Source organism: Paraburkholderia edwinii (genome assembly GCF_019428685.1).
GTDB classification, from domain to species: Bacteria; Pseudomonadota; Gammaproteobacteria; order Burkholderiales; family Burkholderiaceae; genus Paraburkholderia; species Paraburkholderia edwinii.
Genome location: NZ_CP080096.1, coordinates 155,094 through 169,661 on the forward strand (window position 1 = coordinate 155,094; position 14,568 = coordinate 169,661).

At 64.0% G+C, this 14,568-nt stretch carries 12 protein-coding genes; 7 read left to right on the forward strand and 5 right to left on the reverse strand.

Going from position 1 to position 14,568, the window contains the following annotated elements; genetic code table 11:
* The first annotated feature begins 54 nt into the window (after positions 1-54).
* The 5 genes from KZJ38_RS22580 to KZJ38_RS22600 all read left to right on the forward strand — a co-directional run bounded on the left by KZJ38_RS22580 (position 55) and on the right by KZJ38_RS22600 (position 7,778).
* Positions 55-3,735 (forward strand): response regulator, encoded by a 3,681-nt coding sequence (locus KZJ38_RS22580; protein WP_219801934.1) that lies wholly within the window; start codon positions 55-57, stop codon positions 3,733-3,735.
* A gap of 79 nt (positions 3,736-3,814) precedes the next feature.
* Positions 3,815-4,663, forward strand: a complete 849-nt coding sequence (locus KZJ38_RS22585) for a CheR family methyltransferase (protein WP_219801935.1) — start codon at positions 3,815-3,817, stop codon at positions 4,661-4,663.
* Between the two features lie 153 nt (positions 4,664-4,816).
* Positions 4,817-5,440: a chemotaxis protein CheB gene (locus KZJ38_RS22590; protein WP_219801936.1), complete on the forward strand. Its 624-nt coding sequence runs from the start codon at positions 4,817-4,819 to the stop codon at positions 5,438-5,440.
* 9 nt (positions 5,441-5,449) lie between these two features.
* Complete coding sequence (locus KZJ38_RS22595) at positions 5,450-6,640, forward strand: hybrid sensor histidine kinase/response regulator (protein ID WP_219801937.1); 1,191 nt, start codon at positions 5,450-5,452, stop codon at positions 6,638-6,640.
* Between the two features lie 151 nt (positions 6,641-6,791).
* Positions 6,792-7,778, forward strand: a complete 987-nt coding sequence (locus KZJ38_RS22600; RefSeq protein ID WP_219801938.1) for a DUF2242 domain-containing protein — start codon at positions 6,792-6,794, stop codon at positions 7,776-7,778.
* Between the two features lie 2 nt (positions 7,779-7,780).
* Here KZJ38_RS22600 and KZJ38_RS22605 read toward each other — a convergent pair whose 3' ends face one another.
* Positions 7,781-8,680, reverse strand: a complete 900-nt coding sequence (locus KZJ38_RS22605; RefSeq protein ID WP_219801939.1) for a LysR family transcriptional regulator — start codon at positions 8,678-8,680, stop codon at positions 7,781-7,783.
* Between the two features lie 115 nt (positions 8,681-8,795).
* On the opposite strand from KZJ38_RS22605, the gene KZJ38_RS22610 reads away from it, so the two are divergent.
* Entirely contained in the window at positions 8,796-10,217 is a 1,422-nt protein-coding gene (locus KZJ38_RS22610) for an aldehyde dehydrogenase family protein (RefSeq protein ID WP_219801940.1), read from the forward strand.
* Between the two features lie 91 nt (positions 10,218-10,308).
* On the opposite strand, the gene KZJ38_RS22615 is transcribed toward KZJ38_RS22610, so the two are convergent.
* The 3 genes from KZJ38_RS22615 to KZJ38_RS22625 all read right to left on the reverse strand — a co-directional run bounded on the left by KZJ38_RS22615 (position 10,309) and on the right by KZJ38_RS22625 (position 12,430).
* Positions 10,309-10,764, reverse strand: a complete 456-nt coding sequence (locus tag KZJ38_RS22615) for a hypothetical protein (RefSeq protein WP_219801941.1) — start codon at positions 10,762-10,764, stop codon at positions 10,309-10,311.
* Positions 10,745-11,329: a nucleotidyltransferase domain-containing protein gene (locus tag KZJ38_RS37200; RefSeq protein ID WP_219801942.1), complete on the reverse strand. Its 585-nt coding sequence runs from the start codon at positions 11,327-11,329 to the stop codon at positions 10,745-10,747. Before KZJ38_RS37200 ends, KZJ38_RS22615 begins: the two co-directional genes overlap by 20 nt.
* Positions 11,330-11,491: 162 nt before the next feature.
* A complete protein-coding gene (locus tag KZJ38_RS22625) occupies positions 11,492-12,430 on the reverse strand; it encodes a GlxA family transcriptional regulator (protein WP_219801943.1) in 939 nt (312 codons plus the stop codon).
* A gap of 155 nt (positions 12,431-12,585) precedes the next feature.
* Between KZJ38_RS22625 and KZJ38_RS22630 the strand changes: the two genes are divergently transcribed.
* Complete coding sequence (locus tag KZJ38_RS22630) at positions 12,586-13,410, forward strand: SDR family NAD(P)-dependent oxidoreductase (protein ID WP_219801944.1); 825 nt, start codon at positions 12,586-12,588, stop codon at positions 13,408-13,410.
* A gap of 138 nt (positions 13,411-13,548) precedes the next feature.
* On the opposite strand, the gene KZJ38_RS22635 is transcribed toward KZJ38_RS22630, so the two are convergent.
* A complete protein-coding gene (locus KZJ38_RS22635) occupies positions 13,549-14,550 on the reverse strand; it encodes an Ldh family oxidoreductase (RefSeq protein WP_219801945.1) in 1,002 nt (333 codons plus the stop codon).
* Positions 14,551-14,568: the final 18 nt, after the last annotated feature.

A 14,568-nucleotide genomic window follows, 5' to 3' on the forward strand; every position in this document is an offset into this window, starting at 1 on the left:
ACATTCGGCCTTGGTATACGACAATCCGACAAGCCCAAGCTATTCCAGTCAAAAATGCCGACATCATTAGAACAAGCGGACGGGAAGCCCGGCAAGACCGCGGCCGTCGCCACCGTCGACCAGGCGAATTTCAGGCGCATTATCCGGCGCAATATCGCGCTGCCGCTCGCGGTCGGACTCGTGACGATCGCCGTATTCGCCGTGCTGATCGCCTACCTCGTGTCGACGGTGAACTGGGTCGAACACTCGGAGCGCGTGATCGGCGACGCAAACGAAGCGCTGCGTCTCGCGGTCGATCGCGAGTCGTCGCTGCGCGGTTTTCTGCTGACGGGCGACGACGCGTTTCTCGCACCGTATCAGGCCGGCCAGCCGCGCTTCCAGTCGCAGATCGCCGAGCTGACGGGGCTGGTGGCGGACAATCCCCCGCAAATCGAAAAGCTGAAGACCATTCAGACGATCCAGGCGCGCTGGAACGCCTACGCGCAGCAGATGATCGACCTGAAGCGCAAGCATCAGGACGTCACCGACATCGTTGCCGCCGGACGCGGCAAGGCCGAATTCGACGAGACGCGCCGCATATTCGGCGATTTTCTCGAACTCGAACAGGACCTGCGGCACCAGCGCTCGGATGCGGCGCGCAGCCTGACCGGCACGACCGTCGCCGTGTTCCTCGTATTTAGCGTGTTGATCAGCGCGCTGCTCGCGTTTCGCGGCCGCCGCGATCTGCTCAATCTTTCCGGCAACTACGACGCGGTGCTGCAACAGCAGGTCGCGCATACCGAACAGTTGCAGCAGCAGGTGTGGCTGCGTTCGGGCCAGCGGCTGCTCGCGGAAAAAGTGGTCGGCCAGGCGACGGCGCCGCTCGTCGGCCGCGCGATTCTCGAGTTTCTTGCGCAGTACCTCGACGTCATTGTCGCCGCGCTGTATGTGCGCGACCGGATCAACGGCGAATTGCGGCGCGTCGCGACGTACGGCTTCAGCGCGGAGAGCGAACAGAACACGCGTAACTTCCATGATGGCGAAGGCCTCGTCGGGCAGGCCGCGTCGTCGCGCCGGACCATCGTGCTGCATCAGGTGCCCGACAACTACATCAAGGTGGTTTCCGCCACGGGCGCGGGCGCGCCGACCAGCGTGATCGTGCAACCGATCGAGAACGACGGCGCCGTGAACGGTATTGTCGAAATGGGCTTTATGCGGCCTGCCGGCGCGCGCGATCAGGAATTCCTGCAGCTCGTGTCGACGAGCATCGGCGACTTTATCGAAGCGGCGCTTTATCGTGAGCGTCTGCAGGATGCGCTTGCCGAAACGCAGCAGCTCAACGAGGAATTGCAGGTGCAGCAGGAAGAGCTGCGCGTGTCGAACGAAGGGCTCGAGGAACGCGGCCGCGCGCTCGTCGAGTCGCAAACGCGGCTCGAAGCGCAGCAGGCGGAGCTCGAACAGACCAATGTGCAGCTCGAGGAATACGCGCAGCGGCTCGAGCGGCAAAAAGCCGAACTGCTGTCGGCGCAGGACGAACTCGCCGCAAACGCCGCGCGTCTCGAACAATCGAGCCGCTACAAGTCGGAGTTCCTCGCGAACATGTCGCACGAGCTGCGCACGCCGCTCAACAGCTCGCTGATTCTCGCGCGGCTGCTGCAGGAAAACCGCACCGGCAATCTGAGCGACGAACAGGTGCGTTACGCGGAAACGATTCATGCATCGAATAGCGACCTGCTCGTGCTGATCAACGACATTCTCGATCTGTCGAAGGTCGAGGCCGGGCAGATTACGATCGAGCCGGTCAGCATTTCGATCGACGCGCTGCTGCGATCGCTGCGCGAGATGTTCGAGCCGATGGCGGCCGCGAAGCATCTGCAATTCTCCGCGCAACGCGCGCCCGGCGTGCCGGATACGATTGTGACCGACGGCCAGCGTCTCACGCAGATTCTGCGCAACCTGCTCTCGAACGCGCTGAAGTTCACCGAGCGCGGCGAAGTCGCCCTCGACATCGCCGCCGAAGCAGGCATGCTGCGTGTCGACGTGCGCGACACCGGCATCGGCATCGCCGAAGATAAGCTCGAGATGATTTTCGACGCGTTCCAGCAAGCGGACGGATCAACGAGCCGACACTACGGCGGCAGCGGCCTGGGGCTGTCGATTTCGCGCGAATTTGCGCGGCTGCTCGGCGGACGCATCGGCGTGGTAAGCGACCTTGGACGCGGCAGCGTGTTCACGCTGTGGCTGCCCACCGAGTTTTCGGCCGAAGCCGTCGCGACGATGGCGCAAGTCGCGCCGACGCCAGCGGGTAATTTGCGCGGGGTGTCGTCGGCTACGTCAGGTATATCCGGTACGTCGGGGATGTCGGGCGCATCCAGTACGCCGGTCACGTCGGGCGACGCCGGCGCCGCAGCAGCGCTTGCGCGCGCCGCCGCACCGGCCGGCACAGGCAGCGGCACCGCCCCCTACTTATCGGACCCATCGACAGCCGGCAAGCTCCCCGCCACGCGCGGATTGGGCGGCCTGCGTTCCGACACCACGCGCCAGCCGATCGACGACGACCGCCACAACCGCAAGCACGTCCAGCGGCTGATTCTCGCCATCGAAGACGACCTTGCCTTCGCCGAAATCCTGCGCGATCTCGCGCATGAACTCGAATTCGACTTTATCCACGCGACCGATGCCGCGAGCGGCGTCGCGATGGTGCGCGACCTGCAGCCGACCGCGGTGCTGCTCGACGTCGGCTTGCCGGACCGTTCGGGTTTGACGGTCCTCGAATGGCTGAAGAACGATCCGGCCACGCGCCATATTCCGATTCACATCGTGTCGGCGACCGATCATGCGGAAAAAGCGCTGCATCTGGGCGCGGTCGGCTATACGCTGAAGCCCACCGCGCGCACCACGCTCGAGGCCGCGATTCGCCGGCTCGAAACGCGCCTGCAGCAGCATATGAAACGCGTGCTCGTCATCGAAGACGATCGCGCGATGCGCGAAAGCATCCGTGCGCTGCTGCAAAGTGCCAGCACCGAGATCGTCGCCGTCGCAACGCTCGGGGAAGCGCTCGAGGAACTCGGGCGCACGCAGTTCGATTGCGTCGTCACCGACCTCGCGCTGCCCGATGGCACCGGTTACGACCTGCTCGAACGGATGGCCGCCGATACCGCCCTGCAGACGCTGCCTGTGATCGTCTACACGGGCCGCATGCTGTCCGGCGATGAGGAGCACCGTCTGCGCCGCTATTCGAAGTCGATCATCATCAAGGGGGCGAAGTCGCCGGAACGGCTGCTCGATGAAGTGACGCTCTTCCTGCATAGCGTCGAATCGTCGCTCGCGCCCGAACAGCAACGGATGCTGCGCACCGTGCGGCAGCGCGACAACGCGTTCGAGGGCCGCACGATCCTGCTCGCCGAAGACGACGTGCGTAATATCTTCGCGCTGTCGCACGTGATCGAGCCGCTCGGCGCAAGGCTCGAAATCGCGCGCAACGGCCGCGAGGCGCTCGACCTGCTCGAACAGGGCGTCGACGTCGATCTCGTGCTGATGGACATCATGATGCCGGAGATGGACGGCCTGACCGCGACCGCGCAGATTCGCGCGAATCCGCGCTTCTCGCAGTTGCCGATCATCGCGCTGACCGCGAAGGCGATGGCGCACGACCGGATGCGCTGTCTCGAAGCGGGCGCCGACGACTATATTTCGAAGCCGATCGACGTCGACAAGCTGATCTCGCTGTGCCGCGTGTGGCTGCGACAGCGCTAGCCGCGCCAGTCGCGATAGCCGCCCGCTCGAACGCGCGCCGGACCGAATGGAAAGCTGCATCAGCATGGAGACGAACCTGATGACCCGCTCGTCCTACGAGCTGTCGCCGCAGCGGATGCACGATTTCGATATCGAGCTGAAGCTGCTGCTCGAAGCGATCTACCTCAAGTATCAGCACGACTTCCGGCATTATGCGATGTCGTCGTTGCGGCGTCGGCTCGCGCAGGCGCTCGAGGAGTTCGGGCTGACCTCGCTGTCGCAACTGCAAGACCGCATCATGCGCAGCGAGACCGAGTTCAGCCGGCTGTTTCACTACCTGACGGTGCAGGTCAGCGACATGTTCCGCGACCCGCAGTACTTTCTCGCGCTGCGCGAACATGTGCTGCCGCTCCTGCAGACGTATCCGTCGATCAAGGTGTGGGTGGCGGGCTGCAGCACCGGCGAGGAATTGTGGTCGCTGAAAATTCTCTTCGACGAAGCGGGTTTGACCGAACGCACGCTGTTTTACGCGACCGATATCAATCCGGGCGCGCTCGCACGCGCCGAAGCAGGCATTTATGCGCTCGACCGCATTGCCGGCTTTACGCGCAACTATCTTGCAGCGGGCGGCAAGCATTCGCTGTCGGACTATTACCATGCGGCATATGGCGGCGCGCGCTTCGCCGGTTCGCTAAGCGACCGCGTCGTGTTCGCCGACCATAGCCTGTCGACCGATGAAGTGTTTCTCGAAGCGCATCTCGTGTCGTGCCGCAATGTGCTGATCTATTTCGATCGCGGCCTGCAGGACCGCGCGCTCGGTCTGTTCGAGCGTTCGCTCGTGCGGCGCGGCTTTTTAGGGCTCGGCAGCAAGGAAAGCCTGCGCTTTTCGAACCACTATGACGGTTTCGAAGAGTTTCGCGAACACGAACGCATCTATCAGAAACGGTAAATGCGGCAACGAATGCAGCATCGGACATCGCGCCGGAATCGGCGCTAAATTCGACGTTTGAATTGTCGTTAAACCGAGTAGACGTTAAATGCGGTACACATTAAACCGCTGATTTTGAACCCGGCTTCGACCGACCGACTGAACAGGACCCTTATGCGAGACGACAGAGCCCGTGCCGCCGCCGCGCCAGAAGCGCCCCGTTCCGCGCGCGCGTTCGACGCGGTCGTGCTCGGCGGCTCGGCGGGCGGCACCGAAGTGATGGCGCTGCTGCTGGCGTCGCTGCCGGCGGACTTCGCGCCGGCTATGCTGATCGTTTCGCATTTGCCGGCCGATTCGCCGAGCTATCTCGTCGAATCGCTCCGCTACCGCTGCCGGCTGCCGGTGGTCGAACCCGATTCGGGCGAACGCGTCGTCGCGGGCCGTGTGCATGTCGCGCCGCCCGGCTATCACATGCTGGTCGACGACGACCGCACGATCGCGCTGTCGATCGATTCATCGGTGCGCTACTCGAGGCCGTCGATCGATGTGATGTTCGAATCGGCCGCGCATGTGTACGCGACGCGGCTGCTCGGTATTCTGCTGTCAGGCGCGAACGACGACGGCTCGCATGGACTTGAAGTGATTCGCGCGATGGGTGGCGTCGCGTGGGTGCAGGACCCGCAAACGGCAAGCTCGGCCACCATGCCGCGCGCGGCGATCGCTCGGGGAGCGGTCGACGACATTCTTTCTCCAACTCTCATGGCCCAGCGGCTCGCCGCATTGCCGGCCTCATCGTGATCCGACGCCATGGCGCATCCATCAGTCAATATCCTGATCGTCGACGACATCGCCCATAACATCACGGCGCTCGAAGCGTTGCTGTCACGTCCCGGTGTCGAGCTGCTCGTCGCCAATTCGGGGACCGCGGCGCTCGATCTGCTGCTCAAGCACGATGCCGCACTCGCGATTCTCGACGTCAATATGCCGGGCATGAACGGCTTCGAACTCGCATCGCTGATGCGCGGCAGCCCACGCACGTCACATGTGCCGATCATCTTTCTGACCGCGACCGCCGAAGACGCATCGCGCACGTTCCGCGGCTACGAAGCGGGCGCCGTCGACTTCCTGCACAAGCCGTTCGATCCGCGCATTCTGCAATCGAAGGTCGATGTGTTCGTGCAGCTCGAGCAGCACAAGCGTCAGCTCGCCGATCAACTGCTCGCGACGCGCCAGCTGCTCGAAGCAAACGAAATGCTGATGGCCGTGCTCGGACACGATCTGCGCACACCCCTTGGCACCGTGCTCGCATCGGCCGAATATCTGGTGCGCAACGCGCCCGACGAGCAGGCGGTGACCGTCGCGAACCGCATCAGGAACAGCTCGCTACGGATGTCGCGCATGGTGCATCAGCTGCTGAACCTCGCGCGGCTGCAAGGCGGCCGCATGCCGCTTGCGCCGCGCAACGCCGATCTCGCCGCGCTGTGTCGTTCGGTGATCGAAGAATTCGCGACGCAGGAAGGCGTCGAGCGCATCGCGCTCGATGCGCGCGGCGACTGCAGCGGCAATTGGGACACCGATCTGCTTTGGCAGGCCATTTCCAATCTGATCAGCAATGCCTTGCATCACGGCGCGCAGGACGGACGCATCGCCGTCGATATCGACGGCAGCGACACGCGGAACATTACGCTGACCATTACGAATGACGGCGCGATTCCGGCCAGCGTGATGCCGCATCTGTTCGAAGCGTTCGGCAGCACGACGCCGGGCCGGCGCGCGATGGATAGCCGTGCCACGGGCGGGCCTCAGCCTGCGGGTGGACGCCCCGCGGACGGCCAGTCTGCAGAAGCCCGCGCCCGCGGAGGACTCGGGCTCGGCCTGCATATCGTGCGCACGATCGTGCAGATGCATGGCGGCAGAGTGTCCGGCGCATCGGATGCGGAACGCGGCACCGTTTTTACGATCGAATTGCCGCGCGCAGCGCCCGGCATGTCGCATTAATGTCGCACTAGCAGCCTGCGGCGGCGTTGCAAAAATAGCGCGTGTTTTACCTCGCCGGGGCGAACCGCTCTACAATGCATCCCGGCTCTTTGGAGGCGTCGCGCGTCGACGCTTTCGTTGCCCGCCGTTTGCTGACTCGCCCGCTTTCAACATGCTCACCCGTTCATCCCGATTCGCGCTCGTGCTGCTGCCCGGGCTCGCCGTCGCGCTTGCCGCGTGTTCATCCACGCCCAAACCGAAGCTGCAGGACGAGTTCCTCAGCAACGAGACGAGTCCGTTCATGCACACGTTCACCGTATCAAGCGCGGAAGCATGCGATTCGGCGCGGCGCGCGCTGCTGAGCCAAGGCTATATGACCACGGCCGCGCGGCCCGATACGATCGATGCGTCGAAGAATTTCCAGCCGGCCAGCGACTCGCATTACACCGTCGAATTTCATGTGGTGTGCACAGCAGGCGACGATGCCGTGAATTCGAGCGTGGTCTACGTGAACGCCGTGCAAAACGGCTATGCGCTGAAGAAAAGCGATACGTCGGCCAGCGTCGGGTTGAGCATTCTCGGCTCGGTGTCACTGCCGATTCGCTCGAACAGCGACGCGATGGTCAAGATCTCAAGCGAGACGATCCAGTCCGACAAGTTCTACGATCGATTCTTCGATCTCGTCGGACGGTATTTGCAGGCCTCCGTGCGTACCGCGCCGGTGCCCGGTACAACGGTCGACGAGAAATCGTTGCCTGGCGATCCGTTGCCGTTGCCCGCGCCGGCACTTGTTGCGGCGCCCGCGACGGTTACCGCGCCACCCACGCCGGTTGCCGCGCTTCCTGTGACAGCGACGCCAGCCAAGGCGTTGCCCGCGGCAGCGGCATCGAATGCGGTGGCGACATCGGCGTCGGCAGGTGCCGCGATGACACCGCCTATTTCGGGCACTGCCGCGGCCACCACGCCGGCGACTGCGGCGGCATCAGAAAAGGCCGCCGCAATGGCCGGCACAGCCGCGGCGGTCGCGCCCGCGGCCGCATCGGATGCCGCGGCGGCGTCGGCCGCCTTAACGCCGGGCCTCGAGCCCGTCGTGGAGCATGCGGGCACCGCATCGCCCGCCTCGAGCCCTGCGATCATGCCGCAGTCCCAGCCACAGTAAGCCTAAGCACGCGCCCCGCCGCGCTCGCGAATCAGATCGATCAGCGCCCGCAACCCCGCGGGCACATGACGCCGCCCCGGATAGTAAAGAGATAAGCGATCAAATGGCGGCGTCCAGTCGGCCAGCACACGCCGCAGCGTGCCGGCTTGCAGATCGGCGCCGACTGTCCATTCGGTCAGGTACGTCAGCCCAAGGCCCGCGCGCGCGGCCGACAGCATCAACTCGGGATCGTCGAGCGTGATCGCGCCTTTCACGTCGATCGTCAGCGCCTCGCCGTGCCGCTCGAACTCCCAGTGATAGATCGCGCCGCTCGGCATCCGCGTGCGGATGCAGCGATGCGCGGCGAGATCGGCAGGCGTGCGCGGCTGCGGATGCTCCACGAAATACGCGGGGCTGCCCGCCACCGCAAAGCGCAGCATCGGGCCCAGCGGCACCGCGATCATGTCTTGCGGCACGGCCTCCGCGAGACGAATACCCGCATCGAAACCTTCGACGACGATGTCGATCATCCGGCCCTCGGTGACGATGTCGAGCTTCATCTCCGGGTAGCGGCGCAGGAATTCGATAAAGATCGGCATCGCCTGGCGAGCCGCCCCTGCGGATGTGTTGATCCGCAAGTTGCCCGATGGTGTATCACGATAGCTCCCCGCCTGCTCGAGCGCAGTGCGGATCGCCGACAGCGCGGGCGCGACGCTATCGGCGAACTGGGCGCCTGCTTCGGTCAACGAAACGCTGCGCGTAGTGCGATTGAAGAGCCGCACGCCGATGCGCGCTTCCAGCGCCGCGATGGCATGGCTCAGCGCCGACTTCGACACGCCCAGTTCGGTTGCCGCCGCGCGAAAGCTGCGGTGGCGCGCCACGGCCAGCACTGCCTCCAGTTCCGTCAGCCCGGAAGTTTCCATTGTCCTAAATCGTTCAACAAGTCGTGCTCGATTATATGGCTAGTCAGGCCAACGGACTGGACCTATCTTTGAGAGCCACTCAGCACGTTCATGCACGTACAGGAGCCTCCGATTCATGCAAAGCATCGACAAAATCTACATAGACGGCGAGTTCGTGACGCCGCACGGCGAGGAAATGTTCGATCTGTTCAACCCGGCGACTGAGCAGGTGATCGGCCGCGTGCGGCTCGCCGACGAACATGATGCGAATCGCGCGGTCGCAGCCGCGAAGCGCGCATTCGCGTCGTTCTCGCGAACCAGCAAAAGCGAGCGGCTCGACATGCTGCAAAGCATGGGCAATGCAGTCGCCGCGCGAGAAGACGAGCTTTACGAAGCGATCGTCGAGGAATACGGCTCGCCGGTGGTCCGCGCGCGCTGGATGGCCAAATACGCGCAAACCGCGATGGCCGAAGCAGCGAAGACGCTGCGGCAATACGATTTCACGCGGCGCATCAACGAGAGCGAGGTCGTGATGCAACCGGTCGGCGTCGCCGGCCTGATCACGCCGTGGAATGCGAATGCGCATTTCATCTGCAACAAGCTTGCGACCGCGATGGCGGCGGGCTGCACCGCCGTCATCAAGCCGAGCGAGATGAGCGCGATCCAGACGCGCATCGTCACCGAAGCGCTGCACGAGGCAGGCGTGCCGGCCGGCGTGTTCAATATCGTCACGGGGCGCGGCGACGTGGTGGGCGCCACGATGAGCGCGCATCCGGACATCGCGAAGATTTCGTTCACGGGCTCGACCGCGGTCGGCAAGACGATCCTGCGCGCCGGTGCCGATACGCTCAAGCGCATCACGCTCGAGCTGGGCGGCAAATCGCCGTTTATCGTGCTCGACGACGCCAATTTCGAAGAAGCGGTGCCGCTTGCGCTGCAGGCGGGCTTTATGAACAACGGGCAGGCTTGCATCGCCGGCACACGCATTCTCGTACCGCAGCAGCGCCTCGCGGAGTTCGAGATGCGCATTCGCGCCGCAGCCGAAAAGACGCAATCGGGCGATCCGCGCGACCCGGCAACCGTGATCGGTCCGATGGTCAGCGAGAAGCAGTGGAACCGCGTGCAGCGCTATATCCGCATCGGCATCGATGAAGGCGCGCGTCTGCTGACCGGCGGCGAAGGGCGGCCCGATGGTCTCAAGTCGGGCTGGTTCGTGCGGCCTACGGTGTTCACCGATGTGCACAACGATATGACGATCGCGCGCGAGGAAATCTTCGGCCCGGTGCTGTCGATCATCGCGTATCGCGATCTCGAAGAGGCGATCGCTATTGCGAACGACACGACCTACGGGCTGCAGGCGTATGTCGTCTCGGCCGACGCGGCGAAAGCGCGTGAAGTGGTCTCGCGCATCGATGCGGGCCGCGTGATGATCAACGCGATCACGCACGACCCGGCCGTGCCGTTCGGCGGGTTCAAGCAATCGGGTATCGGCCGCGAGATGGGGACGATGGGGCTCGAGGCTTATCTGGAGCCGAAGTCGGTGATGGGGACGTTTTAGGGCAGAGTTACGCGTGCTGTTCCGTTTTCCGGATCAGGCTGGCAACGAACGCTAGTCTGATCCGGCGCGGCTCTGACGGGGCGACGCCCTATTACTTCAACAAATGCGGCTCATTTTGCCGAAGCCAGAGGCTTGTCGCTTCAAGATATCGTTTCGCGGTGTCGATTCCGTCCGCCACGTCGCGTTCCGTTGCGGAAAAGAACCCCTGGTATTTTCTGTTACGCCATTCGCGGAGCGCGTCGGCCTCGTCCATCAAAGCGGCAGGCAGCGCCATCAACGCAGCGGCAGCCTCGAGCGCGACCACATGGTGCCTCGGCCGGGATGTCACTCGCACAGCCTGTGTCGCAAGCGCCGCAAGCGCGCAGAAGAAAGTCGCGTCGTATGCGGCATCCATCCGCGTGCTTTCGCTATTGGCCGAACGCCCTGCATCTTCGTACTTGCGTACCGCTTCCTTCAGCCAACCTTGTACCTGCGCTTTATTGACCGTCCGCTGTTTTTCCAGCGGCGTATCCGGTTCGTTCAGCCATTCATCGAGCAATTTCGGCATCAAGATCTCCTAGCAAAGACAGCCGCGGTTGCGCCATGACTTCTCGCGCGAAACCGTCGCCTTGCTCGATCAGTTGCCTGAATTGCTCGACTGGAAATACCGATGCGTTGAACGCCCGGCCGTACTTGCGGGACAGTGGGCGCAACAACGCATTGGTCTTGAGCTCGGATACATCGCCGAGCACCAGGACATCGATGTCGCTCGTTGCCTTTTCTTCGCTGCGCGCGAAAGAGCCGAAAATCGCGGCCGCTTTCGCGCCGTCGACGCCCGCAAGCGTGTCTCGCAAATCAGCGACCAGTTCGCTGCTTTGCCGGAACAGACTCACGAGCGGCGCCAACGCGGGATCGTCGGACGCCCGAAAGTTCGTCGCTGTCACGACGCCCCTTCTGACAAGACCCGACTCTTCCCAGCGCTGCAGCCAACGATGTGTGTTGCCGCGGTCCGTATGGGCCGCGGCGGCGAGTTCTCGCGAACTGAACTCCTCGTCGGCATGCTCGAAAAGATACCGAAGAGCTTTGAACCGCCCTTCACCGCCGAACAGTTCCGCGAACATTCTGTCGTTCATTTCGGATGCGAGCCAAACGCGGCGCTTGAACTCGCCCTATGAGCCAGAGAAATCGTGGTTGCTGTCGATTGTACAGCGACTGCTGTTTAATGAACAGCGCCGCCTCCATAACCGTTGCTGTACATTGTACAGCGCCCGCTGTTTAATATACAGCAACAGGCGTCACATCAAACTCCGCGTCGTCCTCGCGATCGTCTGCGGCGGCTGGCCGAAGGCGCGCAGAAACGCGCGCCGCATTCTTTCGCGGTCGCCGAATCCGGTCTCGCGCGCGACGACGTCGACGCCGTGCCGACCGCTTTCGAGCATCAGCCGCGCTGCTTCGACACGCAGACGCTCGACCGCCTTCGCCGGTGTCTGCCCCGTTTCCGCGCGGAAGGTGCGCGTGAACTGTCGCGGGCTCAGATGCGCCGCGCCCGCCAGTTCGTCGACCGATAATTCCGCCTGCAGATTCTGCTTCGCATAGTTCAGCGCGTTCTGGATGCGGTCCGATTTCGGCTCGAGGTCCAACAGCGCGGAAAACTGCGACTGTCCGCCCGCGCGCCGGTGGTACAGCACGAGTTGCCGCGCGACCGTGCGCGCCGCGTCGATGCCCGCGTCCTTCTCGACGAGCGCCAACGCCAGATCGACGCACGCGCTCATACCCGCCGACGTCCACACCGGCCCGTCGATAATAAAAATGCGGTCCTCCTCCATCTTCACGTCCGGGTAGTCGCGCCGCAGCTTGTCCGCGAAAAACCAGTGCGTGGTGGCGCGGCGGCCCGCGAGCAGCCCCGCCTCCGCAAGATTGAACGCGCCCGTACAGGTCGAGCCGATGCGCCGCACATGCGGCGCCGAACGCTTCAAAAACGCGACGACCGCCGGCGGCGACACCAGCGCGTCGTTGTCGCCGACCACGAGCAGCGTGTCGAACGGGCTGTCGTCGAACTTCTGCGTCGTGACCGAAAATCCCGACGAACCCTGCACCGGACCGCCCTCTTCCGACAGCAGCACGAGGTCGTACAGCGGCGAGTCCACCACCCGGTTCGCGAATTCGAAGACGCTCAGCACCGACAGATTCATCATCTGAAAGCCCGGAAACAGCACCACACCCAAGCGCAACATAGCGATTCCTTGTTGACGTCTTTATTGACGCCAGATCGATGTCCTAAAAAGTGGCATATACGACATTGCCGCCATGTGAGTATGCACCTAATCTTCGGGTCATGCAGTAACGCATCGCATCCGAACCGAAATTGCTCACTTACTGGAGGCTGAACATGTCGAACACATCTTTCAAAGGTACCGCTGTCGTCACCGGCGCATCGACCGGCATTGGCGCGGTCTACGCGCAACGCCTCGCCCGCCGCGGCTATGACCTGATCGTCGTCGCCCGCAACCGCGCGCGACTCGAACAACTGGCCACGCGCATCACGAATGAAACGGGCCGCTCGGTGGAAATCGTCACCGCCGATCTTTCGAAGGACGAAGACATTCGCCGCGTCGAAAACGTGCTGCGCACCGACGCGAGCATCACGATGCTCGTCAACAACGCCGGCATCGGCGCCGCGCTGCCGCTGTTGAACTCCGACGTCGACGCGATGGAGTCGATGATCAAGCTCAACGTCGTATCGCTCACGCGCCTCACGTATGCGATCGCGCCGGCCTTCGTCGCGCGCGGCGGCGGCAGCATCATCAACGTCGCGTCGATCGCGGGCGTGGCGCCGGAAATCCTGAATGGCGTCTATGGTGGCACGAAGTCGTTCGTCGTCGCGCTCACGCAATCGCTGCGTCATGAACTCGGCGACAAGGGCGTCCGCGCGCAAGCCGTGCTCCCGGGCGCGACGCGCACCGAGTTCTGGGACATCGCGGGTCAGCCGGTCGACAATCTTCCGGCGCAGATCGTGATGGATGCCGGCGATATGGTCGACGCCGCGCTCGCCGGCTTCGATCAGGGCGAGGCGGTGACGATTCCGTCGCTGCCCAATGTGGCCGACTGGAACGCGTTCGAAGCGGCACGCCAGGCATTGATGCCGAATCTGTCGCGCAGCAAGCCGGCCGAGCGCTTCGGCGTAAGCGCAGGCGAGGCAGCGGAAACGGTGTAAGCACCCGCGCGGCATCGATCCGCGCTTGCCAAGCCAACCGGCCATCGCAGCACCCGGTTTCACGGGTGCAAGCGATGGCCGTTGCTTTCCGGATGACGATCTGAAAATCGCGCCGGTGTTGGCGGAGCAGCTCCTGCGCTAGTTCGCCAGCGTCTGAAGTTGCGCGAGCAACGAATCCGGAATCTCGATACCGTCGCGGCCTGCCGCATCCGCAAGACCATGACGGCGCTGCCCAGGCAGACGCACATCCGGATCCTGCAACAGGCTTTCGATCAGCGCCTCGACGCGCGACAGGTACATGTCGTTGCCGGTGAGCGCGCCCGGATCGACCGCCCAGAACAGATGGCCGATGCGCGAACGCTCGCCTTCCTCGGTCAGAAACGAGCCTGCTTCGTAGCCGAAATTCGCACCCGCGAGCGCCGCCGCGAGCAGTTCGACCATCAACGCAAGCATGGCTCCCTTCGCGCCGCCGAACGGCAGCACCATGCCGTCGAGCGCGGCCTTCGCATCGGTGGTCGGCGTGCCGTCGCGCGTGGTTGCCCAGCCTTCGGGAATCGGCTTGCCTTCGCGCGCGGCGATCATGATCTTGCCGCGCGCCGCCTGCGAGAGCGACAGGTCGATCATCAGCGGCTCGCCGCTACGGCGCGGAAACACCGCCGCAATCGGATTGGTGCCGAACAGCGGATGACGCCCGCCCCACGCCGGCATCGCGCCCGGCGAATTGCTGAATGCGAGTCCGACGAGCCCCGCTTTGCCGAGCGCTTCGAGGTGATACGCGCCGACGCCGAAGTGATGGCTGCGCGTCACGCTCGCGACCGCGCTGCCGTGTTCGCGTGCGCGCGCGATCAGCGTTTCGACGGCAAGCGCGCAAGCGGGAAAGGCCATGCCGTCGGCGGCATCGACCAGCACGGCCGCATTGCGCGATGCGATGACCGTGGGCCGCGCATGCGGATCGACGCGACCGTTGCGCAGTTGCGAGATATACATCGGCAACCTCGCGACGCCGTGCGACGACAGGCCGCGTTCGTCCGCATAGACGAGCGCGCGCGCCGTCGCAACCGCCGTTTCATGCGGCGCGCCCGTGCGTTCGACGGCGCTCGTTGCAAGCGCAAGCAGGGCATCGGGTGAAACACGCGTCATAGCAGCATTCCTTTTTTC

Coding starts and splice junctions, on each gene's coding strand:
- KZJ38_RS22600 (WP_219801938.1), top strand. CDS start 6,792: ATGCTCACCCGTTCATCCCGATTCGCGCTCGTGCTGCTGCCCGGGCTC.
- KZJ38_RS22625 (WP_219801943.1), bottom strand. CDS start 12,430: ATGTTGCGCTTGGGTGTGGTGCTGTTTCCGGGCTTTCAGATGATGAAT.
- KZJ38_RS22595 (WP_219801937.1), top strand. CDS start 5,450: ATGGCGCATCCATCAGTCAATATCCTGATCGTCGACGACATCGCCCAT.
- KZJ38_RS37200 (WP_219801942.1), bottom strand. CDS start 11,329: ATGAACGACAGAATGTTCGCGGAACTGTTCGGCGGTGAAGGGCGGTTC.
- KZJ38_RS22605 (WP_219801939.1), bottom strand. CDS start 8,680: ATGGAAACTTCCGGGCTGACGGAACTGGAGGCAGTGCTGGCCGTGGCG.
- KZJ38_RS22590 (WP_219801936.1), top strand. CDS start 4,817: ATGCGAGACGACAGAGCCCGTGCCGCCGCCGCGCCAGAAGCGCCCCGT.
- KZJ38_RS22610 (WP_219801940.1), top strand. CDS start 8,796: ATGCAAAGCATCGACAAAATCTACATAGACGGCGAGTTCGTGACGCCG.
- KZJ38_RS22580 (WP_219801934.1), top strand. CDS start 55: ATGCCGACATCATTAGAACAAGCGGACGGGAAGCCCGGCAAGACCGCG.
- KZJ38_RS22585 (WP_219801935.1), top strand. CDS start 3,815: ATGACCCGCTCGTCCTACGAGCTGTCGCCGCAGCGGATGCACGATTTC.
- KZJ38_RS22635 (WP_219801945.1), bottom strand. CDS start 14,550: ATGACGCGTGTTTCACCCGATGCCCTGCTTGCGCTTGCAACGAGCGCC.
- KZJ38_RS22630 (WP_219801944.1), top strand. CDS start 12,586: ATGTCGAACACATCTTTCAAAGGTACCGCTGTCGTCACCGGCGCATCG.
- KZJ38_RS22615 (WP_219801941.1), bottom strand. CDS start 10,764: ATGCCGAAATTGCTCGATGAATGGCTGAACGAACCGGATACGCCGCTG.